Source organism: Micromonospora rhizosphaerae, from assembly GCF_900091465.1.
GTDB classification, from domain to species: domain Bacteria; phylum Actinomycetota; class Actinomycetes; order Mycobacteriales; family Micromonosporaceae; genus Micromonospora; species Micromonospora rhizosphaerae.
In genome coordinates this window covers 3538513-3560687 of the sequence record NZ_FMHV01000002.1, presented here as the reverse complement: position 1 = coordinate 3560687, position 22175 = coordinate 3538513, and the positions used below count along the sequence as shown (strand labels likewise).

The following is a 22175-nucleotide window of genomic DNA, read 5'->3' as shown; positions in this document are numbered from 1 at the left end:
TCTCGTGCTGCTGCGCCTGGCCTATCTGACCGTCACGAACGCGTTCGCCGCGCTGCGGCTGCTGCCGGTGGGGGATCGGGACAAGGACGTGGAGATTCTGGCTTTGCGGCATCAGATCACCGTTCTGGAGCGGCAACTCGGTGCTGACCGGGTGAAGTTCGCGCCCGAGGACCGGGTCTTCCTCGCCGCCCTTCTCGCGCCTCTGCCCCGCCGGGTGCTGCGCCGACTGCGGCTGCTGGTGCGACCGGACACCGTCCTGCGCTGGCACCGGGACCTGATGAACCGCCGTCGCGCACGCACCTGCCGCCTCAAGCGTCCCGGACGTCCGCCCACCGTCCGCTCCATCCGCGTCCTCGTGCTGCGACTGGTCAGGGAGAACCCGAACTGGGGTTACCGGCGGGTGCACGGCGAGCTCGCCACCCTCGGTATCAAGGTCGCTGCCTCCACCGTCTGGGAGATTCTCAAGAGTGAGGGCATTGACCCCGCGCCCCAGCGCGGCAGCACGACCTGGGCCGGCTTCCTGCGCTCCCAAGCCGAGACGCTGCTCGGCTGCGACTTCATCGAGACCGTCCCCCTCACCGGGCAGCGCCAATACATCCTCGCGGTCATCGAGCACGCCAACCGCCGTATCCGCGTCCTCGGCACCACCGCGCATCCGACGGCGGGCTGGGTCGGGCAGGCCATCAAGAACCTCGTGATGGATCTCGAGGACGCGGGCTGCCGGGCGCGCTACCTGATCAGGGACCGGGACGGGAAGTTCCCCGCCATCATCGACGAGGTCCTCGCCGACGCCGGCATCCAGACCGTCTGCTGCGGCGTTCGGATCCCGAGAATGAACGCGATCATGGAGAGATGGGTGCAGTCCTGCCGCCACGAGCTGCTCGACCGCACCCTGATCTGGAACGAACGCCACCTACGCCACGCGCTACGCCAGTACGAGCAGTTCTACAACACCCACCGCGCCCACCAGACCATGATGCAAGCCGCACCCCTACGAGCTGTCCCCGCACCAATCACAGATCGGGGACGAATCGCCCACCTCGACATACGCCGACGAGACCGACTCGGCGGCGTCCTCCACGAATACCAACACGCCGCTTGAGCTGCACGGACGAGATATTCGGCAGGCGCAGGGCCAGGTGGGCTTCGAGGTTGAACACCTTGTCCAGAACATGCATCCCGCGATCGGCGCGCCCGTCGGCGAGCTGGGGGAAGAAGTGCGCCATCTCGGCCTGCCAGCGCCGGTTGACATCGGTGCGCTCCATCGCCGCCTGCGCGGCCGCGAAGCCGTCCGTCACCAGAACACCGACGAGCAGTCCGTCCTCCCGGAGATGAAGCGTGTAATCGCGCCAGCCGGCGTCGCGTAGCGCGGCGAGCATCTCGGGCCACACTGCCGCGTGCCGGGCACGGTACTCCTCGAGCCGTGACGGGTCGACCTGCAGGGTGAAGCAGACACGGGACATCAGAGTCTCCGTTCAGTTGGTCGTGCCCGGACTGGCCGGCGCGCTCAGCCCTTGACCGCGCCGGCGGTGAGCCCTTGGACGATGTACCGGCTGGCGAAGGCGAAGAGAACCATCGTGGGGAGGATGGTCAGTACCGCCGCCGCCGCCATCGACGACCACTCGATGTTGAAACTGGTGATGAAGGCGTTCAGCGCCGTCGGGATGGTGCGGTTCTCGTCGCTGTTCATCAGCGTGACCGACAGGAACAGCTCATTCCAGCAGTTCACAAAGTTGAAGATGAACGCCGCGATAATCCCCGGCTTCATGACCGGCACGATGACCCGGAAGAGCGCCTTGAGGCGGGAGCAGCCGTCGATCAGGGCCGCTTCCTCCAACGCATCCGGCACATTGGCGAAGAAGCCGCGTAGCATGACGGTGCTCACCGGGATGCAGACGGCGATGTAGATCAGCACCAGACCCAGCTTCTGGTCGACCAGTCCCAACTGGACCATCAGCAGGTACAGCGGCCCGAGCGCGATGAACGACGGGATCATCTGCGTGACCAGGAAGGCCAGCAGCACCGCCGACTTGCTACGGAACTCGAACCGGGCGAGCACGTAACCGGAGAGCATCGCGATCAGCGTGGCCGCGGCCGCGGCAGCGGTCGACACCGTCAGGCTGTTCAGGATGTACGTACCGAACTGCGCCTTCTGGAACAGTCCGATGTAGTTCTCCAGCGAGAACTCCTTCGGCCAGTACGCCAGCGGGTAGCTGAAGATCGCGCCCGGCGCCTTGAACGAGGTGATCGTGATCCAGTACATCGGGAACAGGGTGATCACGGCCCACAGGGTCAGGAAGAGAACCCGGATGACCTGGCCCGCGACGGATTGACGTGACGTCACGATCGAACCACCTTCCGTTCACGCAGGGCCAACAAATAGAAGGCGCTGAACACGAGGAGCACGGCGACGACGATCAGGCCGATCGCCGAGGCATGCCCGTAGTCACCACGTTGAGTTGTCTCGATCATCCAGGTGGTGACGATGTGAGTCTGGTTGGCGGGTCCTCCCCCGGTCATCGCCCAGATGATGTCCGGGAAGTTGAAGATCCAGATGACCCGCAGCAGCACGGTCAGCGCGAGGGTCGTGGCGATCTGCGGAATCGTGATCTGGAACAGCACGCGGGCCTTGCTCGCGCCGTCCAACGCGGCCGCCTCGTACAGCTCATCGGGCACCGACTGGAGTGCGGCAAGGATCATGATGGCGAAGAAGGTCACTCCGTACCAGACGTTCGCCACGACCACCGCGAACATCGCGGTACCGGGCTTGGCCAGCCACGGCACCGGGCTGTCGATGATCCCGATCTTCGTCAGCAGGTCGTTGATCACCCCGAACTCGCCGTTGAACATCCAGCGGAACAGGATGCCGATGAGGAAGCCGGAAATGGCCCAGGGAAAGAAGACCAGGGCCTGGTAGAGGCCGCGGAAGCGGAACCTTCGGCGTAGCCACAGCGCGAGGGCGAAGCCGATCAGGAACTGCGGGACGATGGACGCGAAGACCCAGACCACGGTGTTGCCCAGCACGGTGAAGAAGGTCGGGTCTGCGAAGATCGCGGCGAAGTTGTCGAAGCCGACCCATGAGGTGTCGGTGAGGTCGGCGAGGTTCCACTTGCGAAACGCCATCTGGCTGCCGGAGATCATCGGGTAGTACGTGAATACCGCGACGAAGATGACAGCCGGCGCCATGAACGCCAGGACGGTGAGGCCTCGCCGGACCGTGAAGGGTCGCTTTCGCGGGCCTGAAGGGGCGCCCGGCCCGGAAGCCGGGCGCCGCCTTGTCGGTAGTGCTGTCTGCGTCATGCTCTTACTACTTCGCCCACTTCTCGGTCCAGTACTTGTCCCAGCTGGCGAGGAGTTGCTCGTTCGTAATCTTGCCGGCCAGGACCTGCTGCACCTCGGTGTCCGCCTTCTGGGCCCACTCCGTCCACCAGCTGGCGTCCCGGGGCTGGATGGCGGTGATGTACACGTCGGGCTTCTGGTTCATCGTGACGTAGCTCTTCCAGGCGCCCACCTTGTAGAACTCGTCGTCGACTGCCGTCTTCAAAATGGGCACGAGACTGTTCTCCTTCGTGAAGCGGATCGAGGCATCCCCCTCCGAGAGGAACTTGATCAGCTTGACGGCCTCCTGCTTGTGCTTGCTCGACGAGGCGATCCCCCAGCCGGCCGTCGCCATGGGCTGAATGGCCTTTCCGGTCGGGCCCACCAGCATCGGAGCCGTCGTCCACTGATCCTTGCTGATCGCCTTGGACTGCCCCACGGTGGCGATGACTTCTGGGTCCTGCAGGAGGAATGCGGTCGACCCGTTCGAGAAGCCCTCGACCATCTCTGGGTAACCCCACGCCACCGATGACGGCGGAGAAGCCTGCTTGAAGAGCGCGAAGTAGGTCTTGAGCGCCTCGAGGGCCTCCGGGGCGGAGAAGATGCTCTTCCCGTTGGACAACTTGTACGCGTTGTTGACGTCGATCTGGTCCGCGACGTAGGCCTCGATGGCGACGGTGGCGTTGGTGTAGCCGTTCTTTCCGCCGCGGAACGCGTAACCGTATCGCTTCTTCGACGGGTCCTGGATGGCGGTGGCCTGCTGGAGCAGCTCCTCCCAGCTGTTGGGGGGAGCGTTGAAGCCGGCATCCTTCACCAGGTCGGTGCGGTAGAAGAGGCTGAGCCCGTAGAAGCCATAGGGCACAAAATAGGATTTGCCCTCGGAGTTCTTCGAGAACTTCGCCGCGTTCTCCGTCAGGGCGTCCCGGCCCGTCCAGCCCTCCAGGTCGTGCGACATGTCGTACAGCCAGCCGTTCTTGGAGAACGGACCGACGGTGAGGTCCCGGACCTCGAGTACGTCGATGCCGCTACCGGCCTGCAGCATCTGCTGGAGCTTCTGATCGGCCTGGTCTGTCGGGGGCGACACGAGCTGCACCTTGACGCCCTTGTTCTTCGCCTCGAAGTCGGCGAGAAGGCTCTTGAGCAGCTGGGTGCGGGCGGGGTTGGTGAGGCTCTCGACCATCTGCAGCGTGACCGTGCCGTCAGCAGCGGGGCTGGAGCAGCCCGTCATCGCGATGGCGGTGGTCAGGGAGAGGGTGATTCCGGTGAGCGCCCTTCTCAGTTTCACGGTTCCTCTTTTCGATGGTGGGGGAACGTGGCGTGCTCTGTCGGGGGTGGAGAGGTCAGGACGGACCTGCGGCCTCGCGCGCCCACCGGCAGAGCACGGGGACGCAATGTTCGGCGAAGTGCTCGAAATCCTCGGCCGTGTTGTAGACATGGGTGGACAGGCGGTAGTAGCCGGTGCCATCGAAGCTGGTGAAAGCGGTTTCGACCCCGAGTTCCCGCAGCACCCGGTCCCGCAGGCCGTCGGCGTCCTGGTGGGTGGTGGCAAGTTCCGCCGGCAGGCGCACCAGGCGCATCGCGTTCACCGGACTTCCGACGTCCACCCGGTGGTCTTCGCCCGTGATGGCAGAGAAGGCCGACGCGATGACCTCCTCGGCGTAATCAGCCAGGCCACTCATGTACCGCCGGGCGGCCTCCCAGCCCCAGGTGTGTTCGATGAACGCGATCGACCGCGGCGCCGCGAGGTAGCTGGTCGCGTCGAGAGTTCCCTGGCTATCGAAGCGCTGCGGAAAGTCGAGCGGCGCGCCCCACGAGTCAATCAGCGGGTACAGCTGGTCCCGCAGCGCGTTTCGCGCGACCAGAACCGCCGCGCCACGCGGTGCGCAGGCGAACTTGTGCAGGTTGCCGACCCAGAAGTCGCAATCCAGTCCGTCGAGCGGTCGGTCGTAGAGCCCGGGAACGTGCGCCCCGTCGACCAGCACGGGGATGCCGCGGCGTCGCGCCTCGGCGGACACCGTGTCGACCGGAAGCAGGCGTGCGGTCGGCGAGGTAAGGTGATCGATGACGACAAGGCCGGTGTGGTCTGTGAACTGCGCTACGACAGCGTCGTGGGCCTGCTGCAGCGTCGCGTCGAGTGGTATCCGAGCGACGCGCACCCTGCCGCCCGAGCGGCGGGCGAGGCGTTCGGCGCCCATCGTGACCGCTCCGTAGCCGTGGTCGGTGACCACGATCTCCATTCCGGGGCGGGCCGGCAGGTTCGCGTAGACCACGCTGGCACCGCCGCTGGCGTTGGGAACGAACGCCGTGTCGTCGGCGGCGACGCCCAGGAAACTGGCGATCTCGGCCCGGGCTGCGCCGATCTTGGGAGACAGCTCTGAGAACCACAGGACCGGGGCGGCGTCCATCTGCGCGCGCAGGGCGTTCTGATGGGCCTGCACGTGCGCGGGAACCGCGCCGAAGGAACCGTGGTTGAGATGACGTAGGTCGGGCTGGAGCGTCCAGCCGGCTGCTGCCGGCGAGCCGTCGGGCAGGGTCAGGCACGCGGTCATGGACGTAGCGGTCATGGGTTCCCGCTCTCGAAGAAGGGCGTGAGCCTTCGAAAGACGTTAGATAACTTGCCGTAATAGTGCGCGTACGGGGCTGCTGTGGAGGCCTTTGCCAGCGGAGACATCATATGACTCCGGTGATCTCGTGCGCTAGCCTTATAGTTGACCATCGTTCGAGGGAGCTCCGTGTCCGCAGTCGACGTCGCCTTCCACGGCCTCCGGCAGATGATCTCCTCCGGTCGTTTGGCCGCCGGTCAGAAGTTCCCGCCGGAGGCGGAGCTCTGTGAGGAACTCGGGGTGTCCCGCGGATCGCTGCGGGAGGCGGTCCGGATGCTGTCGGCACTCCGAGTGATCGACTCCCGTCATGGCTCGGGCACCTACGTCGCGAGGCTCGTGCCGGAGGAAATCGTCGGCACTCTCGCCCTGACGGTCGACCTGCTGCCTCTGGCCGGGTTGCTTGAGATCTACGAGTTGCGGCGCGTGCTCGAGGCCCATGCGACTTCGCAGGCAGCCGCGAGAATCACCGACGAGCAGGGGCGGGAGCTGCTGCAACTGCTCGACCGGATGGAGGCGACCTCCGACGGACATCAGGCCTCAGAGCTTGATGCCCTCTTCCACTCGACCATCGCCGCCATTGCCGGCAACCCCACACTCGCGACTCTGTTGGATGTGTTCCGATCGCGGTCTCGCTCCTACCAGATCTTCGATACGGCGGACGGGAAGTTAATCAAGGCGACAAGCGACGCGGGCCATCGCTCGATCACCAACGCGCTCATCGCGCGGGACCCGGCGGCCGCCTACAGCGCCGCCGCTCAGCACGTAGCTCAGACGGAGCACTGGCTGCGCCTTCACCAGCCGCCGGTCAGCGGAGCCCCTGAGCGATCGGTTGCCCCGCCCGCCCCCTCCCGTGGCCGTTCATACCGCCGGCGGCAGCTTGCGGGATCCGCGGACAATCAGCCGCACCAGTAGCACCACCCGGCAGGGCGGACCGGTCCCACGTGGCCTCGTCCGCCGGCGCGGCATTAGCCGGCCGCCTTGTCCAGCACGGTGAGCAGGTGCGCCACGACGTCGGCGACGGCGTCGCGGGCGACCCGCAGGTATTTGCGGGGGTCCACCGGGGGGTTCGGGCCGGCCAGGACGTCTCGGACGGCACCGGTGTACGCCAGGTTCAACGCCGTACCGAAGTTGATTTTGACCATGCCGTGCCCGATGGCGCCGCGCAGGTGCTCGTCCGGCACTCCTGAGGACCCGTGCAGGACCAGCGGCACCGGGACGGTCTTGCGCAGCTGCGCGATCAGGTCGAGATCGAGAGCCGCCTCTCGGGTCGTCATCGCATGTGAACTGCCCACCGCCACCGCGAGTGCGTCGACCCCGGTCGCCGCCACGTAGGACTCCGCCTGGCGTGGATCGGTCCGGACACCGGGCGCGTGCGCGCCGTCCTTGCCGCCCACCTCACCGAGTTCGGCCTCCAGCCACAGCCCCCGCTCGTGCGCCCAGTCGGCCGCCGCCCGGGTAACGGCCACATTCTCCTGGTACGGCCGGGTCGAGGCGTCGAACATGACGGAGCTGAAGCCGGCGTCGGCTGTCTGGTGCAGGAGCGACTCGTCCGCGACGTGGTCCAGGTGCAGCGATACCGGCACCCGCGCGGCGGTGGCGATCTCGCCGAGGGCGGCGGCGATGGGGCGTACGCGGCCGAGGTGGAAACCGACGGCGTTCTCGCTGAGCTGGAGGATCACCGGCCGGTCCACGCGCTCGGCGCCGGCGACGATCGCCTCCGCATGTTCGAGCGTGATGACGTTGAACGCCCCCGCTCCCCTACCTGCGGCGGCGGCGGCCGCGACGATCTCGCCGGTACTGACGCGCATCCCTAGACCTCCTCGACGTGGACCAAGTCGCGAAACCGCCGGTAGGCGTCCCGGTCGACCTCACCGGCCACGGGGCGCAGCACCGCGGCGGCCGACAACGCCACGGCGTCGGCCAGCCGTTCCGGCCAGCCGCTCCCGGCGCGCAGCCCCCGGGCGAGCGCGGCGACACATGCGTCGCCGGCGCCGGTCGGGTTGCCCGACAGCGGTTCGGGCGGCCGGGCCACCCATCGGCGCCGCGGGGTCGCTGCCAGCAGGCCGTCGGCGCCGGCGGAGACGACGACGGCGGCCGCCCCGGCCGACACCAGAGAGTCTGCGGCGGTCCACGCGTCGCCGTGACCCGTGGCCGCCGCCAGTTCCTCCCGGTTGGGCTTGACCACTGCCGGTCCGGCGGTGACGCCGATCCGCAGCGCCGCGCCGGAGACGTCGAGGACGGCTGGCACACCGGCGTCGCCGGCGATGGAGATCAGCGATGCGTAGCCGTCGTCCGGTACTCCCGGTGGCGCGCTACCGGAGAGCACCACGACGGCCGCGTCGGGGAGCAGGCGGTGGAAGCGCCGGACTAACGCGTCCCACTCGTCGGCGCGCACAGCTGGCCCCGGCTCCCAGAAGCCGGTCGCGTCGCCCGCGGCCTCGTCCACCACGGCCAGCGTGCGCCGGGACTCGCCGGCGATGGGCACCAGCTCCTCGGTGATCCCGGCGGCGGCGAGGTGGCGTCGGATCCGGTCGCCCGTGCCGCCACCGGCGAGACCGGTCAGCACCACGTGCTCGCCGAGGCTGTGCAGCACCCGGGCCACGTTGGTGCCCTTGCCGCCAGCGTGCTCGGCGGTGGAGACCACCCTGTTGCCGGAATGCCAGCGGACCTGGTCGACGACGTAGGTGACGTCGAGGGCGGCGTTCAACGTGACACAGAGGATCACCGGGCGACTCCCGGTGACGGCACCCGGCAGGGCGCGACGACGGTGCGGCGGGACAGGTGACGGATCATCTGTCAGACGACCGTGACGGTGAGCCCGGCCGTCCGCAACCGGTCCACTTCCGCGGGGTCCGCCCCGGCGTCGGTGATGAGCTCGCTGATCGCGGACACCGGGGCGATGCCGGCGAACACGACCCGGCCGAGCTTGCTGGAGTCGGCCACCACGATCGCCTTGCGGCTGCGTTCGATCAGGACCCGGTTGGTGGCGGCCTCGGTCTCGTTCTGTGTAGTCAGGCCGGCGTTGCGCTCGATGCCGTCGACGCCGACGAAGGCGATGTCGATGTTTATCTTGTCCAGCGTCGCGTCGGCCAGGGGTCCGACGAGTTCGTAGGAGACGCCGCGGGCGACGCCGCCGGTCATGATGAGCTTCACGTTCGGCCGGACCGCGAGTTCCGCCCCGATGTTCAGCGCGTTCGTCACCACCGACACCTCACCGCGGTACGCCAGGCAGCGGGCGACCTCCAGGGTCGTGGTGCCGCCGGTGAGCGCCACGACGTCGCCCTCCGCCACGCGTTCGGCAGCGGCGCGCGCGATGCGCAGCTTCTCCGCGTGGGCCTGGCCGCTCCGGTACCGCACCGGCAACTCCGTCGCGCCGGAGACCGCGCCGCCGTGCGCGCGTTCGAGCAGCCGCTGGTTGGCCAGCGCGCGCAGGTCCCGCCGCACCGTGGCCTCGCTGACGCCGAGGTCGAGGGCGAGGTCGGCGACGTCGACGCTGCCCTTCTCGCCGAGCATCTGCAGGATCCGGCCGAAGCGATCGGCGCGGTGCCGGCGGCGTGCGGCGGCGTTCCCGTTCGGTGAAGTTTCTTGGCCTGCCGTCGTCATTGGAGCGCTCGCCTCACCGGATCCGTTGCTGGCGGAGGAATGCACAGTGGGCAGCATCCCAGGTTGCACAATCGTGCGCAAGTGTGTGCACAGTGTTGCCCATCTTGTGATCGGATATGACCGGGCGTGCTTGACAGAGGCAAAACCCGCGCGCGAGCATCCAGCGATGAGCATGACCGCGGATGAGATCGCTACCCAGCCCGACGTGTGGCGGCGGGCGACCGCCCTCGCACCCAGCGTCGCCGACCTCCTGCCCGGTCGGGGCGAGGAGGTGTGCATCGTCGGTTGCGGCACCTCCCTGTACATGGCGCAGGCCGCCGCGGCGCTGCGCGAAGGTGCCGGACACGGACGCACCGACGCGTTCCCCGCCTCCGAGCTGCCCAGCGGGCGGCGCTACGACGTGCTGGTGGCCATCTCCCGCTCCGGTACCACGTCGGAGATCGCCCACGTGCTGCGCCGCGCGCCGGCCGCTCGCTCGGTGGTGCTGACCGCCCTACCGGACGGGCCGGTCGCGGCCGCGGCGGACGGGGTGGTGCCGCTGGTCTTCGCCGACGAACGTTCGGTGGTGCAGACCCGCTTCGCCACCACCGCGCTCACCCTGCTCCGTGCCGCCGCCGGTGAGGACACGGCCGAGTCGGCGGCGGACGCGGAGCGGGCCCTGGCGGTCGACCTCCCCGTCGACCCGACGGCGATCTCGCAGTGGACCTTCGTGGGCCGCGGCTGGACCGTGGGGCTCGCCCACGAGGCGGCGCTGAAGCTCCGTGAGGCGGCTCAGGCGTGGACGGAGGCGTACCCGGCGCTAGAGTACCGGCACGGGCCGATCAGCGTGTCCGGGCCCGGCACCGTGGTGTGGTCCTTCGGTCCGCTGGATCCCGCACTGGCCGACCAGGTCCGCTCGATCGGCGCCACCGTGGTGGACCTGCCGCTGGACCCGCTGGCGTCGCTCGTGGTGGCGCAGCGGGTGGCGGTCGCGCTGGCCGAGTCCCGTGGGCTCGACCCGGACACCCCGCACAACCTGACGCGCGCGGTGATCCTGGACGACGCCGCCCTCCCCGGCTAGGACGTTCCGCGCGCCCGCCCGGTAGAAGGTTCGGCGATCGCCTTCGGGTTCGTCCACGGCTTGAACGAGTAGCCGAGGGTGTACATGTCGGAGTCGGAGCGGATGCCCGGGTAGCGGAACAGGTCCCAGGTCCCGCCGATGGCGCCGCGGGCCTCAAGCACCGTGTAGGTCTTTCCTGGACAGTTGCCCTGCAGGTGGACGGCGGCGCCGACGCCGGAGAGCCCGGCACCGACGATCAGGACGTCCCTCTCCGCGGGCCTGGCCGGCGGTCGCCGGGCCGGCCTGGTCGCCGCGCTCGCCTGCACGCTGAGCCTGGTGCCGCATCTGGTGGCTGCGGTCACCGGGCTGGCCGCACTGCTGCACGCCAGCCCGGTGCTGTTCCGGGCGGTGACCTGGCTGGGCGTGGCCTGGCTGCTGTGGCTGGGCTGGTCGTCGCTGCGGGAGCGCGGCACCTGGCTGACCGACGGCGACCCCACCCCGCCGCGGACGGCCCGGCTGGTCCGTGACGGGGTGCTGCTGAACCTGCTCAACCCCAAGGTGACCGTGTTCTTCGTGGCGTTCCTGCCGCAGTTCGTGCCGCCCGACCGACCGGGGGCGACGGCCCGGATGCTCGCGTACGGCGCGGTCTTCATGCTGGTCACCTTCGTGGTCTTCGCCGGGTACGGCGTGCTGGCCGCCGCCGTGCGCGCCCGGGTGCTGGCCCGGCCCCGGGCCGCCGGGCTGCTGCGCCGCACCCTCGCCGGCAGCTTCCTCGCCCGCGGCGTCGGCCTCGCCCTCACCGCCCGATAGGAGTCTCCCGTGCACTTCCGACACTCCCCCGCGATCCGGTCCGCCTTCCCGGAACTGGCCTGCGGTGTGCTGCACGCCACCGGGATCACCGCCGCCGCGGACGTGGATCCGTACCTCGAGGCCCCCACCGAGGCGGCCCGGGCCCGGCTCGCCGCCGGCCCGGAGGGCGGGTTCCCGGAGATCCAGGCCTGGCGGCGGGCGTTCGCCGCCATGGGCCTGCCGCCGACCCGGTACCGGTGCGCGGCCGAGTCGCTGCTGCGCCGCCTCCGGCGCGACGGGACGCTGCCCCGGCTGCACCCGCTGGTCGACCTCGGCAACGCCCTCTCCGTCGGGTACGCCGTCCCGGTCGCCGTGCTCGATCTCGCCCGGATCTCCGGTGACCTGGAGGTCCGGCCTGCGATCGGCGACGAGACGTACCTGACGCTCGCCGGGGACGCGGAGCGACCGGAGCCCGGCGAGGTGATCTTCGGCGACTCGGCCGGGCGGGCGCACTCCCGGCGCTGGACGCACCGGCAGAGCGGCTGGTCGGCGGTCCGCGAGGGGACCACCGAGGTGCTGGTGGTGATCGAGGCGGTGCACGACGGCGGCCCAGACACCGTGTCCCGGATGCTGGCGGAGCTCGCGTCGACCCTGACGCGGGTGTGGCGGGTGCCGGCGCGTACGGCGGTGCTGACTGCCGACCCGCCGGCCTTCGAGGTCACGCCGGCCCGGACGGCGGCCGGCTGACGTGCCGCCGATGGCCGCAGCCGCCGGGAGCACCCGGTCACGGCTCGGGTGGGTCCAGCCAGGTCCACATGATGCTGCGTAGGTCGCCGGTCATCGCGTACATCTGGGCCACCAGGCGGGCCGCCGAGGCGGCGTACACCTGTCTGATCCGTTGCTGTGGGTCCACATCGTCGCCTCCGTGTCGGTCGTTGCACCCCGTACGACCGGCGAGGGGGCGGCGAGGTGACATTTCGGCGGGCCCCGGGGGTCGGGCTCCGGGGCGGGGCCGTTCGCCGCGGCCAGCGACCGGGCCTCGGCACGGTAACCGTCCACGGCGACAATCCGGGCGGCGGCCTGCACCCCGCGGTCAGTCCCCGCCGATGTCGAGCCGGAACAGGTCGGCGGCGTTGCGCCAGGCGACCAACTCGCTCTCCTCGGGACCGAGGTCGGCGGCGAGCACCGCCCCGTACGCGGCCGCCGGGTCGATCAGTGTCGCGTCGGTGCCGAACAGCAGCCGGCGGGGGTTCACCGCCGCGGCGACGGCCGCGAAGCGGCCGGCTTTCGTGTGCGAGAAGCAGGGCTCCAGCCAGAGCCGGTCGACGGAGTTGGCCGCCTCCACCGCGTGCCGCCAGCCGTCGGCCCCCATGTGCCCGGCGATGGCCCGCAGGCCGGGGATGTCGGCGCAGGCCTGGGCGAGGTCCAACGGGGTCGGGCCCCACGTGTGTACGAGGACCGGCAGGTCGTGGGCGGCGACCAGGGCCAACGCGTCCCGGGTCTGGGGGGACGCCACCGGCGAGCCGGTGTAGTCGGTGTGGATCTTCACACCGACGAACCGGCCGGAGGGAAGCAGCTCGCGCAGGTCACGCTCGGCGTCGTCGAGCCGCCGCGGATTGATCGTCAGGTAGCCGAGCAGGCGGTCCTGCTCCGCAAGCACCCGGGCCATCGCCCGGTTCCCGGCGGCGGCGTCGTAGATGACCGCCTCGGTGGCCGAGACGATCGCCAGGTCGATGCCGTACCGGTCCATGACCGCGAGGTTCGTCGCGACCCGGCCGACGTCCATGCTGAAGAACCAGGGACCCCAGTGCGCGTGCACGTCGATGATCATGTGTTCGCTCCCAGGATCCGTCGGGCATTGCCACCGGCCACCTCCGCCACCGCGGCCAGATCGAGGCCGGAGCGGGCCAGCCGCAGCCGGGGCACGACCGGCTCGTAGAACGGGGCACGGGAACCGTAGAGCAGGCGCTCGACGCCGACCTGCGCGGCCACGGTCTCCAGGGCGTCCGGGGAGTTGAGCAGCCGGGTCGAGGTGTGGAATCCGGGCTCGTCGCGGGCGACGACGACGAAGTCGCCCAGGTGGTAGAAGTGCGTGTCGAGGAAGACCACGGTGGCGCCGAGCAGGGGCCGCCAGAACCGGCGTACGTCGCCGCCGGCCAGCACGACCAGCCCGGCCTCGGCCGCGCGGCGGGCGACATGTCGGACAGAGGGGAAGTCCGGTTCCACCCGCTGCTCCTCGGGGAAGAGCCGGACGGCGGGGAAACCCCGCTCGGCGAGCCGGACCACCTCCCGCTCGGCGCCCAGCGGATCCCGCAGGTCCACCGCGCCCACCGGCAGCACACCCGGGCCGGCGAGGGCGGCGGCCTCGTCGTTACCGCCGGGCACGTCGAACAGCACCGCCCGCAGGCTGGCCACGGCCGCGCCGGCGATGCCGTTGGCCGCCAGCACCGCGCGCACCTGGGCCGGATCGCCGACCGGTCCGGGCCGGTCGGCGTACCGGCCGACCAGGACGTCGACGTCGAACGTGACCGGTGGCAGGTCGTCCGCCGCGAACGGCTTTCGCGCGCCCTCGCGCGGGACACCGGTCACCGCGACCTCACCATCCGCAGCACCCGTTCACGGTCCTCGGCGGGCAGCGCCGGGCCGTACGGGTCGACGGCGTACCGGGGCGGGATGCGCCCCTCGTGGGTCGCGATCCACAGCATGCGTTGCACGTAACCTTCCATCGGGTCGGTGAAGGTGGCGCTGGCCAGCCGGTCGAGCTGCGCCGAGGCGACGACGAACTCGTCGTACTGCTTGTCGGCGAAGGCCCGCAGCACCGCCGCGGTCACCGGGACCGCGGCGGCGGCCAGGCCGACCAGCGCGGCCTGGGCGCCCCAGAGCAGGGACGGGCCGAACATCCGGTCCTCGCCGGTCACGGCCAGCCGGTCGGCCCGGTAGGCGGCGGCCAGCGCCTCCTGGCAGGCGATCGCGTCGTTGAGGCGGGCCACCTTGACCCCGGCCACCCCGGGGTGGGCCAGCAGCGCCGCCAGCGCGTCCGCGGGATATGGTCGCAGGTAGAGGTCGAAGGCCAGCATCGGCAGCCCGCTGGCCCGCCACAGCGCCTCGTGGTGGGCGACCGCATCGTCCTCGACCGGAAACACCAGCAGGCCGGCGGCCTCCAGTTCGGCGGCCTGGACGGCCTGGTCGGCGACGGCCGCCTGGGTCTCCCCCGGCCGCCCGCCGACGCCGACCACCACCGGTACGCCGGTGTCGACCGCCTGCCGAATGATCTCGCCTCGGGTGGCCGGGTCGAGGTATGGGCCCCGACCGGTGTGCGCGAGCACCGCGAGCGCGTCGGCGCCGTCGGCGACCAGCCCGCGCAGGTACGTCCCGACCAGGGCGGGGTCGATCTCGCCGGCCGCGCTGCCGGGGGTGGTGGCGGCGGCGATCAGTCGCCACCGGAGCCGGTCGCGCAGCGCCGCCGCGTTCGGGTCGATCATGCGTCGGTCACCGCGGCCCGGACCGCCTTGGCGATCTCGTCGACGTGTGCGTCGGTGTAGTGCTCGTTCCAGTCGATCACCAGCAGAGTCTGCGTGATCAGCCGTTCCGCATTCGGTTGGGTGCCCCAGCCGTAGGTGGGCACCCGCTCGGCGGGCGGCACGGTCAGCGGGTACCGGGAGGTGCCGTAAATCGGCCCCCCCATCAGGGCGGGCGCGCAGTGCAGGGGTTCGGCGAGGTATCCGGCGCGCGCCGGGATGCCCGCGCGCACCAGCCGGTCGGCGACCTCGCGGTTGGTCAGCGGCGGGTCGAGCACGATCGGGAAGAGCCACCAGGCGTGCCGATCGGGGTCGGCCGGCACGCGTACGCGGGGCAGATCCGCCAGCGCGGCGACCAGGCGCCGCGCGGTGCGCCGCCGGTCGGCCAGAACGCCGGGCAGTTTGGTCAGCTGGGCGCGGGCGACCGCACCGGACAACTCGGTCATCCGGTAGTTGACCCCGAAGCTCTCGTGCCGGCGTACCCCGTCATCGCGGGGCCAGCCCTTGTCGGCGAAGAGCCGCATCCGCCGGGCCAGCGCGGCGTCTTCGGTGATGGTCAGGCCGCCGTCGCCACAGGTGATGTGCTTCCACTGCTGGAGGCTGAAGCAGCCGATGGTGCCGACGGCGCCGGCGAGGCGGTCGTCCGGGTACCGGGTGAGCCAGGCCTGGGCGCAGTCCTCGATGAGCGGGATGCCGGCGGCGTCGGCGACCTCCCGCAGGCCGGTGGCCGCGGCGCCGAAGAGGTGCACGCCCAGGATCGCCCGGGTCCGGGGCCCGATCGCGGCGGCCACCGCGACCGGGTCCAGGTTGCCAGTGTCCGGGTCGACGTCGGCGAACACCGGGACCGCGTTCTGGGCGAGGATCGGCGCCACCGTGCCGAAGTCGCTGATCGGGGTGGTGATGATCTCGTCGCCCGGGTCGGGCGCGACGGCGGCCACGGCCAGGTGGAGTGCGGCCGTACCCGAGCTGCAGGCCACGGCGTGCGAAACTCTGTGCAGGTCGGCCATTTCTCGTTCGAGGGCACGGACCTCCTTGCCCCAGACCGAACTGAGCATGCCCGACCGGAGGACCCGCGTGACCGCTTCGACCTCTTCCGCACCAAGCGTCCGACCACTGGAATCGGCCATGCTGGGATACGACACGTGCTCTCCCCGGCTTCGTGAATACCGGACCCGACCGTAATCTTAGACGTACGGGCCACGCAACCCCTCAGGAGGAGCTCGTGACCATCAAGATCGGCGTCGTCGGACCACATGACCTGGTTGACGACGTGGCGGCTACCTGCGAGGAGCAGCCCGGCGTCACGGCGCGGCGGTACGACTACGACCACGAGTCGCAGGCGCCGGCCATCGTCGAGGCGCACGGCGGCCAGGTGGAGGCGTGGCTCTTCACCGGCGTCGTGCCGTACACGCTCGCCCGGGAGGCCGACGTGCTGACCCGGCCGGCGACCTTCGTCGACTACACCGGGGCGACGCTGCTGCAGGCGGCCGTCCGGCTGCTGCGGGACGGACACGACCCGACCCGAATTTCCATCGACACGGTCGCCACCGCCGACGTGACGACCACCTTCACCGACGCCGGCCTGCCCGTGGACCGGCTGCGTTCGCTGCCGTACCGCAGCGGGCTGACCTCCGCCGACGTGATCGCCTTCCACCGCCGGCAGCGCCGTGGCAGCTCCCCCGCGACCGTGGCGGTGACCTGCCTCAGCTCCGTGTACGAGGTACTGCGCCACGAGATGCCCGTGCTGCGCCTCGCCCCGTCCAACCACTCGGTGCGTACCGCCCTGCGACAACTGCTGCTCGAGGCCAACAGCCAGGCGCAGGAGGACGCGCAGATCGCCCTCGGCCTGGCCGACGTGCCGGACGGGGACGAGGGGCTGCTCAAGGAGGTGGCGGTGCTCGGCGGCACGATGGCCCGGTTCGCCCGCGGCACCCACCTGATCGTGACGACCCGCGGACCGCTGCACGACGCGACCGCCGGATTCACCGCGCTCCCCATGCTGCGCCGCCTCGCCGGCCGGCACGACACCGTCCACATCGGCTTCGGACTGGGGCGCAGCGGCGCGGAGGCGGAGAACCTGGCCCGCCGGGCGCTGAGCCGGGCCCGCCGCATCGGCCCCACCGTGGCGGTGCTGTCGCTGCGCGGGGACACCGACATCGTGCTGGAGTCGACCGCCCCTACCCCGGCCCCGCAGGAGGCCAACCTCGCCATCATCGCGCAGCGGGTCGGCCTCTCGGTGCCGACGCTGCAGCGGTTGCGCCAGGTGCGGCACGCCGTCGGCGCCGCGCCGCTGACCACCCGCGAGGTCGCCGAGCAGCTGAACGTGCAGCAGCGTACGGCCCGCCGGATGCTGCATCGGCTGGAGCTCGCCGGCCTCGCCGAGCGGACCGGCAACCTAGCCTCGGGGACCAGCGGGCGTCCGCTGACGCTCTACCGGCTGACCCTTTGACGTGCTCTCCGCCCTAAAAGACGGGGATTCCCTTCACGCTCTGCATCAGTAGATCGAGCAGCACGAGCGCCGGTCCAAGGCATGCTCGGGGCTGCCGCCCCTCCCACGCGGGCCCTCACCCCCGCCCTGAAGGGCGGAGCACCGGCCGCATCTTGGTACGATCCAGCGGCCGTCAGGCCAGCCACTCGTCCAGGTGCTCGGCGACGAAGTCGTCGTCGCGCAGGTGCGGGTACGCCTCGTGCACCCGGTCCAGCTCGGCGAGCTGCCCCGGGGAGAGCTCCTCCGTCGGGTCCAGGCACCAGCGTCCGGCGAGCAGGCCCTGCCGGCGCAGCACCTCGTGGATGCCGGGGATGCAGCCGTGGTAGTGGTTGGCCGCGTCGAAGATGGCGGCGTTGGCGTCGGTGAGGTGGCCGTCGAGGGTGAGCAGCTGGCGCAGTGCTGCGTCGTCGCCGGCCCGCGCGCGGCGGGCCTCGTCGAGCAGACCGACCGCGCTACGCGCCCACACCGCCCACTGCCCGAGCAGGCCACCGACGAACTCCACCTTGACCGGCCGGCCGTCGACCATGACACGGTGCGGCGCGACGAGGTCCGCGAGGATGTGGTCGTCATTGCCGGTGTAGAGGGCGAGGTCGCCGTTGCGGCCAGCGGCGCAGACGCCGTGCAGCACGTCCAGCGTCCGATACCGGTCGAAGGGCGCCACCTTGATCCCCACCACCGCGTCGAGCGCCGCCAGCCGGGTCCAGAAGGTACGCGACAGTTCCCTGCCGCCGACGGCCGGTTGAAGGTAGAACCCGACCACGGGCAGCACCTCGCCCACGGCGCGGGCCCGGTCGATGAGAGCGTCCTCGTCGAGGCCGGCGTGCGGCGACAGCAGCACCATGTGGTAGCCGAGCGAGGCGGCGAGTTCGGCCTCGGCAACCGCCTGCGCGGTGGGTCCGCAGGCGCCCGCAACGAGGATCGCGGCGGAGCCGGCGGCCGTCTCCGCTGCCAGTTCCAGCACCGGCGCGAGCAGCCCGACCTGCGGGTCGTGGATGGCGAACTGGGTGGTGTGCACGCCGACCGCGATACCGCCCGCGCCGGACGCGAGGTAGTAACGGGTCAGCGCACGCTGGCGGCGCTCGTCCAGCCGCCGCCGCTCGTCGAGGGCGAGCGGGTGGGCGGGGATGACGCAGCCGCGCCGGAAGCGGTCCAGCGCCGCGGCGTGCCGGGTGCTCGGGGCGGTCAACACAGTTGATCTCCTAGAACTTGCCGTCGCGGCGCTGGAATCCGGTCGGTTTGCCGAGCAGCGGTAGACCGTCGGCCACCCACTCCGCCGTCCACTCGATGAGTTCGGCGAGCGGCACGTCGGGGTAGCCGAAGAGCCGGTGACAGAGCTGGGCGTTGGACAGCAGGGCGGTGGGGGCCTCGGTGCCGGTGACAATGGGTTCCCGGCCCAGCCGGTCGGCGAACGCGGTGGCCACCTGGCGGACCGAGACCGTTTCCGGACCGGTCAGGTTCAGCACGAACGGCGGTGTGGCGGCGTGGTGCAGCGCCCGCAGGACGACCTCGTTGGCGTACCCCTGCCAGACGATGTTGGCGTGTCCCATGGTGACGTCGATCGGGTCGCCTTGGTGCACGGCCCGGGCAATGTCGACGAGGACGCCGTAGCGCATCTCGACGGCGTAGTTGAGCCGGATCAGCGCCAGCGGGGTGTTGTCGCGCAGCGAGAAGTGGGTGAGGAGGCGCTCCCGGCCGAGGCAGGACATGGCGTACTCGCCGACCGGCGCGAGCGGAGTCTGCTCGACGCAGCCGCCCGACGTGAGCGGCACCAGCGGGTAGACGTTGCCGGTGCTGAGCGCCACGAGGCGCCGTCCGGCGAAGCGCTCCGCCACCCGGCCGGGCAGGTACGTATTGGTGGCCCAGGTGGCGTGCTCGCGGCCCGACGTGCCGAACTTGGAGCCGACCAGGAAGACGACGTTCGCGGCGTCCGGCAGCGCGGCCAGGGCGGCGTCGTCGGTGATGTCCGCCTCGACGACGTCGGCGCCCTCGCCGCGCAGCGCGTCAGCCAGGCCCGGCTCAGAGAAGCGGGAGACCGCGATCACGCGGGAGCCGGTGCCCGCCGCGGCAACGCCCCGCAGAGCCAACCGGACCAGGCTCGGCCCGAGCTTGCCGCCGGTGCCGAGGACCAGGATGTCGCCGTCGAGCTTGCGCAGGTCGTCCACCAGCACGTCGCGCGGGCGCGACAGTCGTTCCTCGAGCTCCGTCAAGGATTTCATCGATGCAGCCCCTTCCCCGGTTAACGGCCCTGACCGTAACTGTGCGGCGGAGGGATCGTCAAGCGGCGACGGGCGAGTGCGAAGATCCGGGCCCGACCTGCGGGCCCCGGCGGTCAGGCGTAGGCGCGCGCGGTGGCGAGCATGCCCAGCACGGCCCGGGTCTGCGCCCAGGGGACCGGGCTGGGCGCACCATCGACCATGGCCAGGAACGCCTCGATGGTGGCCCGGTAGCCGAGCTCGTCCTCCCCGCCGCGCAGCGCGACGTGCCGCTCCCCCGTGGACGTGTGCACGGTGACCTCGTACGCTTCGCCCTCGCTGATCCCGAGCACCTCGACGGTGCCGGGCACCCCGTCCCCCCATTGCAGGGTCAACAGGCCGGTGTCCTCGGACCGGAGGGTCCCGTAGCGGCGGGTCGCGGTGGCCGCGCCGACGAGCCGGACGGCCGGCCCCAGCAGCGCGACGAGGAGCTCCACGCCGTGCAGACCCATCATGACCAGCGTCCCGCCGCCCACGGCCGGGTCGTCCTGCCACGGGTTGTAGCCGGTGGCCCAGAGACCCACGTCGTGCCGCACGGTTGCCCGCACCGCGAGCACCTCCTCGCGGGGCACGGCGAACGCCGCGAAGTCCGGCGCGAAGCGGAGCACCGAGGTGGACAGGACCAGCTCGGGCGCCCGCGCCACGACACGGTCGAGCTGCTCCAGCTGCCCCGTGGTGGCCGCCGCGGGCTTGTTCACGAAGCAGGGCAACCCCTGGTCCAGCACCCGCTCAAGCGCCACGGGCACCTGCGGCGGGGGCACCGTGAGGACGACGCCGTCCGGCCGGGTGGCGAGCAGCGCGGCGAGGTCCGGCGCCACGGCGGCGTCCGGATGCTCGGCCAGGAAGCGGGCCAGCCGCTCCGGATCGGGTTCCCAGACCACCAGGTCGGCCTGCCGGCCCAGCGTCCGGGCGTCGGCGTAGGGGTGGCTGGTGGCGAGTCCGGCGAGGGCGATGCGCATGACCGCACAGGCTAGCGCGCCAGGTCGCCATCCCTGGTCACCCCCGGCTGACCGTGGCGAAGACTACCCGGCAGCGCCGGACACACCCCTCCGAGACAAAGCTCCGGCGTCACCTCGGCGTGGAGATGAACGCCACGCATCGACCGACCGGCGCTGTCGGGCACCGCCTCGCCCCTTCTCGGACTCGCCAAGTTCGGACTAGGCAAGCTTACGGTCTAGGCCGATACTAAGCCCACAAACAAGAGGGATTTCCGCCAGCGGTTGTCTCATCAGGCGACCGCCGTAACGAGAAGGAACCGGATGACGGTCACCCTGGCCATCGTCGGCGCAGGCACACGCGGCACAATGTACGCCGGTTACGCCGAGCAATTTCCAGACCGGGCGCGCGTCGTCGCCGTCGCGGATTCCCGTGCGGCCTACCGGGACGCGCTCGCCGACCGGCACGGCGTACCCGACGCCGGCCGCTTCACGTCCTGGCGCGAGCTCGCCGAGCGGCCCCGGCTGGCTGACGCCGTGGTGCTCGCCACGCCGGACCACGAGCATGCCGAGCCGGTCGCGCAGCTCACGGCGCTCGGGTACGACATCCTGCTCGAGAAGCCGATGGCCCCCACCGAGGCCGAGTGCGACGCGGTCGTCGAGGCGGCCCGGCGCAGCGGCGTCCTGCTCGCCGTGTGCCATGTGCTGCGGTACACGCCCTACACGGACGCCGTCAAGCGGCTTGTCGCCGATGGCGCCATCGGCCAGATCATCGGCATCGAGCATCTTGAACCGGTGGGCTGGTGGCACTTCGCGCACTCATACGTGCGCGGCATCTGGCGCCGCGCCGACGAGTCGTCATTCAGCCTGCTCGCCAAGTGCTGCCACGACCTCGACTGGCTGCGGTACGTCGTCGATGCGCCGCCGGTCCGGATCAGCAGCGTCGGAGCGCTGCACCACTTTCATCCCGGGAACCGGCCGCCGGAGGCGGCCGACCGCTGCCTCGACTGCCGGGTCGAGGCGAGCTGCCCGTACTCGGCGACCCGCTTCTACAACGACTGCCTGGCCGACCCGCGCCGGCATGCCTGGCCACTGTCGGTGCTGACCCGCGACCTCACCGAGGCCGGGGTACGGACGGCGCTGCGCGACGGCCCGTACGGACGCTGCGTCTACGCCACCGACAACGACGTGGTCGACCATCAGGTGGTGACCGTGTCGTTCGAAGGCGGAGCCACCGCGACGCTCACGATGAGCGCCTTCACGCCGGGCGGGCACCGGCGCACCCGGATCATGGGAACCCGGGGGCACCTTGAGGGCGACGGCGAACGCATCACCCTCACCGACTTCGTGACCAGTGAGGTGTCCGTCATCGACGTCGTGGGGGGTGGCGCGGACGCCGGGTCCGGCCACGGCGGTGGGGACCTCGGGTTGATGGCTGCCTTCGTCGAGGCCGTCGCGACCGGCGACCGGTCGCTCGTGCGCTCCGGTCCAGAGGAGTCGCTCGACAGCCACCGGATGGCCTTCGCCGCCGAGCGCAGTCGGCTCACAGGCGGGGTGCCGGTCGAGCTGACCCCTCCGAGCAGCAGCGTCGCCGCCTTGACCGCGGCATCAGCACACTAGCGTGGCCTGG

23 protein-coding genes and 1 pseudogene are annotated in these 22175 nt (G+C 70.9%); 7 read left to right on the top strand and 17 right to left on the bottom strand.

The features are described from left to right. Positions 1–4 precede the first annotated feature (4 nt). A complete protein-coding gene (locus GA0070624_RS16735; protein WP_091342191.1) occupies positions 5–1102 on the top strand; it encodes an integrase core domain-containing protein in 1098 nt (365 codons plus the stop codon). Here the strand turns inward: GA0070624_RS16735 and GA0070624_RS16730 are convergent. The 5 genes from GA0070624_RS16730 to GA0070624_RS16710 all read right to left on the bottom strand — a co-directional run bounded on the left by GA0070624_RS16730 (position 1014) and on the right by GA0070624_RS16710 (position 5867). Beyond that, a complete protein-coding gene (locus tag GA0070624_RS16730) occupies positions 1014–1463 on the bottom strand; it encodes an L-rhamnose mutarotase (RefSeq protein WP_091342189.1) in 450 nt (149 codons plus the stop codon). The two genes, GA0070624_RS16735 and GA0070624_RS16730, sit on opposite strands and share 89 nt — an antisense overlap. Positions 1464–1507: 44 nt before the next feature. Then, on the bottom strand, positions 1508–2344 hold the full coding sequence (locus GA0070624_RS16725; RefSeq protein ID WP_091342187.1) for a carbohydrate ABC transporter permease: 837 nt from the start codon (positions 2342–2344) through the stop codon (positions 1508–1510). Beyond that, positions 2341–3186 (bottom strand): carbohydrate ABC transporter permease, encoded by an 846-nt coding sequence (locus GA0070624_RS16720; RefSeq protein WP_218105172.1) that lies wholly within the window; start codon positions 3184–3186, stop codon positions 2341–2343. The genes GA0070624_RS16725 and GA0070624_RS16720 overlap by 4 nt, the downstream gene beginning before the upstream one ends. Before the next feature lie 121 nt (positions 3187–3307). Then, positions 3308–4603, bottom strand: a complete 1296-nt coding sequence (locus tag GA0070624_RS16715) for an ABC transporter substrate-binding protein (protein WP_218105171.1) — start codon at positions 4601–4603, stop codon at positions 3308–3310. A gap of 55 nt (positions 4604–4658) precedes the next feature. Further along, entirely contained in the window at positions 4659–5867 is a 1209-nt protein-coding gene (locus GA0070624_RS16710; protein WP_218105170.1) for an aminotransferase class V-fold PLP-dependent enzyme, read from the bottom strand. Positions 5868–6050: 183 nt separating this feature from the next. Between GA0070624_RS16710 and GA0070624_RS16705 the strand changes: the two genes are divergently transcribed. Further along, positions 6051–6833 carry a FadR/GntR family transcriptional regulator gene (locus tag GA0070624_RS16705; RefSeq protein ID WP_091342183.1) on the top strand — a complete coding sequence of 261 codons (783 nt, stop codon included), beginning with the start codon at positions 6051–6053 and terminating at the stop codon, positions 6831–6833. A gap of 53 nt (positions 6834–6886) precedes the next feature. On the opposite strand, the gene GA0070624_RS16700 is transcribed toward GA0070624_RS16705, so the two are convergent. The 3 genes from GA0070624_RS16700 to GA0070624_RS16690 form a co-directional block, all read right to left on the bottom strand. Then, positions 6887–7729, bottom strand: coding sequence for a class II fructose-bisphosphate aldolase (locus tag GA0070624_RS16700; protein WP_091342180.1), 843 nt, complete (start codon positions 7727–7729; stop codon positions 6887–6889). Positions 7730–7731: 2 nt separating this feature from the next. Next, positions 7732–8646, bottom strand: coding sequence for a 1-phosphofructokinase family hexose kinase (locus tag GA0070624_RS16695; RefSeq protein WP_091342178.1), 915 nt, complete (start codon positions 8644–8646; stop codon positions 7732–7734). A 71-nt stretch (positions 8647–8717) separates the two neighbouring features. Then, positions 8718–9524 carry a DeoR/GlpR family DNA-binding transcription regulator gene (locus tag GA0070624_RS16690; protein ID WP_091342176.1) on the bottom strand — a complete coding sequence of 269 codons (807 nt, stop codon included), beginning with the start codon at positions 9522–9524 and terminating at the stop codon, positions 8718–8720. A gap of 166 nt (positions 9525–9690) precedes the next feature. On the opposite strand from GA0070624_RS16690, the gene GA0070624_RS16685 reads away from it, so the two are divergent. Beyond that, a complete protein-coding gene (locus GA0070624_RS16685) occupies positions 9691–10584 on the top strand; it encodes an SIS domain-containing protein (protein WP_091342174.1) in 894 nt (297 codons plus the stop codon). A gap of 29 nt (positions 10585–10613) precedes the next feature. Here the strand turns inward: GA0070624_RS16685 and GA0070624_RS16680 are convergent. Then, a pseudogene (locus tag GA0070624_RS16680) lies at positions 10614–10889 on the bottom strand (NAD(P)-binding protein); the annotation flags it as partial. Here GA0070624_RS16680 and GA0070624_RS16675 point away from each other — a divergent pair. Continuing rightward, positions 10819–11373, top strand: a complete 555-nt coding sequence (locus GA0070624_RS16675) for a LysE family translocator (protein WP_141715241.1) — start codon at positions 10819–10821, stop codon at positions 11371–11373. The pseudogene GA0070624_RS16680 and the gene GA0070624_RS16675 overlap by 71 nt on opposite strands. A 9-nt stretch (positions 11374–11382) precedes the next feature. Then, positions 11383–12099, top strand: a complete 717-nt coding sequence (locus GA0070624_RS16670) for a B3/B4 domain-containing protein (RefSeq protein WP_091342170.1) — start codon at positions 11383–11385, stop codon at positions 12097–12099. Positions 12100–12136: 37 nt separating this feature from the next. On the opposite strand, the gene GA0070624_RS36420 is transcribed toward GA0070624_RS16670, so the two are convergent. The 5 genes from GA0070624_RS36420 to GA0070624_RS16650 form a co-directional block, all read right to left on the bottom strand. Beyond that, positions 12137–12265 carry a hypothetical protein gene (locus GA0070624_RS36420; RefSeq protein WP_281180981.1) on the bottom strand — a complete coding sequence of 43 codons (129 nt, stop codon included), beginning with the start codon at positions 12263–12265 and terminating at the stop codon, positions 12137–12139. A 180-nt stretch (positions 12266–12445) separates the two neighbouring features. Then, positions 12446–13183, bottom strand: a complete 738-nt coding sequence (locus tag GA0070624_RS16665; protein ID WP_091342168.1) for an amidohydrolase family protein — start codon at positions 13181–13183, stop codon at positions 12446–12448. After that, positions 13180–13941: an amidohydrolase family protein gene (locus GA0070624_RS16660; protein ID WP_176731731.1), complete on the bottom strand. Its 762-nt coding sequence runs from the start codon at positions 13939–13941 to the stop codon at positions 13180–13182. The genes GA0070624_RS16665 and GA0070624_RS16660 overlap by 4 nt, the downstream gene beginning before the upstream one ends. Next, entirely contained in the window at positions 13938–14834 is an 897-nt protein-coding gene (locus GA0070624_RS16655; RefSeq protein WP_091342166.1) for a dihydrodipicolinate synthase family protein, read from the bottom strand. Before GA0070624_RS16655 ends, GA0070624_RS16660 begins: the two co-directional genes overlap by 4 nt. Beyond that, positions 14831–15997 carry a DegT/DnrJ/EryC1/StrS family aminotransferase gene (locus GA0070624_RS16650; protein ID WP_176731730.1) on the bottom strand — a complete coding sequence of 389 codons (1167 nt, stop codon included), beginning with the start codon at positions 15995–15997 and terminating at the stop codon, positions 14831–14833. The genes GA0070624_RS16655 and GA0070624_RS16650 overlap by 4 nt, the downstream gene beginning before the upstream one ends. A gap of 95 nt (positions 15998–16092) precedes the next feature. Here GA0070624_RS16650 and GA0070624_RS16645 point away from each other — a divergent pair, with 95 nt between their 5' ends. After that, entirely contained in the window at positions 16093–17319 is a 1227-nt protein-coding gene (locus GA0070624_RS16645; protein WP_091342162.1) for a helix-turn-helix domain-containing protein, read from the top strand. A gap of 172 nt (positions 17320–17491) precedes the next feature. On the opposite strand, the gene GA0070624_RS16640 is transcribed toward GA0070624_RS16645, so the two are convergent. The 3 genes from GA0070624_RS16640 to GA0070624_RS16630 form a co-directional block, all read right to left on the bottom strand. Beyond that, on the bottom strand, positions 17492–18547 hold the full coding sequence (locus GA0070624_RS16640) for a dihydrodipicolinate synthase family protein (protein WP_176731729.1): 1056 nt from the start codon (positions 18545–18547) through the stop codon (positions 17492–17494). A 10-nt stretch (positions 18548–18557) separates the two neighbouring features. After that, positions 18558–19574 carry an NAD-dependent epimerase/dehydratase family protein gene (locus GA0070624_RS16635; protein ID WP_091342159.1) on the bottom strand — a complete coding sequence of 339 codons (1017 nt, stop codon included), beginning with the start codon at positions 19572–19574 and terminating at the stop codon, positions 18558–18560. Positions 19575–19687: 113 nt separating this feature from the next. Then, positions 19688–20569 (bottom strand): Gfo/Idh/MocA family protein, encoded by an 882-nt coding sequence (locus tag GA0070624_RS16630; RefSeq protein WP_091342157.1) that lies wholly within the window; start codon positions 20567–20569, stop codon positions 19688–19690. Between the two features lie 300 nt (positions 20570–20869). On the opposite strand from GA0070624_RS16630, the gene GA0070624_RS16625 reads away from it, so the two are divergent. Next, positions 20870–22165, top strand: a complete 1296-nt coding sequence (locus GA0070624_RS16625; RefSeq protein ID WP_091342154.1) for a Gfo/Idh/MocA family protein — start codon at positions 20870–20872, stop codon at positions 22163–22165. The last annotated feature ends 10 nt before the right edge of the window (positions 22166–22175 follow it).

Bases quoted from the DNA above. Each gene is read 5' to 3' on its own strand.
- GA0070624_RS16730 (WP_091342189.1), bottom strand. From the start codon at position 1,463: ATGTCCCGTGTCTGCTTCACCCTGCAGGTCGACCCGTCACGGCTCGAG.
- GA0070624_RS16720 (WP_218105172.1), bottom strand. From the start codon at position 3,186: ATGGCGCCGGCTGTCATCTTCGTCGCGGTATTCACGTACTACCCGATG.
- GA0070624_RS16710 (WP_218105170.1), bottom strand. From the start codon at position 5,867: ATGACCGCGTGCCTGACCCTGCCCGACGGCTCGCCGGCAGCAGCCGGC.
- GA0070624_RS16700 (WP_091342180.1), bottom strand. From the start codon at position 7,729: ATGCGCGTCAGTACCGGCGAGATCGTCGCGGCCGCCGCCGCCGCAGGT.
- GA0070624_RS16690 (WP_091342176.1), bottom strand. From the start codon at position 9,524: ATGACGACGGCAGGCCAAGAAACTTCACCGAACGGGAACGCCGCCGCA.
- GA0070624_RS16685 (WP_091342174.1), top strand. From the start codon at position 9,691: ATGAGCATGACCGCGGATGAGATCGCTACCCAGCCCGACGTGTGGCGG.
- GA0070624_RS16665 (WP_091342168.1), bottom strand. From the start codon at position 13,183: ATGATCATCGACGTGCACGCGCACTGGGGTCCCTGGTTCTTCAGCATG.
- GA0070624_RS16655 (WP_091342166.1), bottom strand. From the start codon at position 14,834: ATGATCGACCCGAACGCGGCGGCGCTGCGCGACCGGCTCCGGTGGCGA.
- GA0070624_RS16650 (WP_176731730.1), bottom strand. From the start codon at position 15,997: ATGGCCGATTCCAGTGGTCGGACGCTTGGTGCGGAAGAGGTCGAAGCG.
- GA0070624_RS16635 (WP_091342159.1), bottom strand. From the start codon at position 19,574: ATGAAATCCTTGACGGAGCTCGAGGAACGACTGTCGCGCCCGCGCGAC.
- GA0070624_RS16630 (WP_091342157.1), bottom strand. From the start codon at position 20,569: ATGCGCATCGCCCTCGCCGGACTCGCCACCAGCCACCCCTACGCCGAC.
- GA0070624_RS16625 (WP_091342154.1), top strand. From the start codon at position 20,870: ATGACGGTCACCCTGGCCATCGTCGGCGCAGGCACACGCGGCACAATG.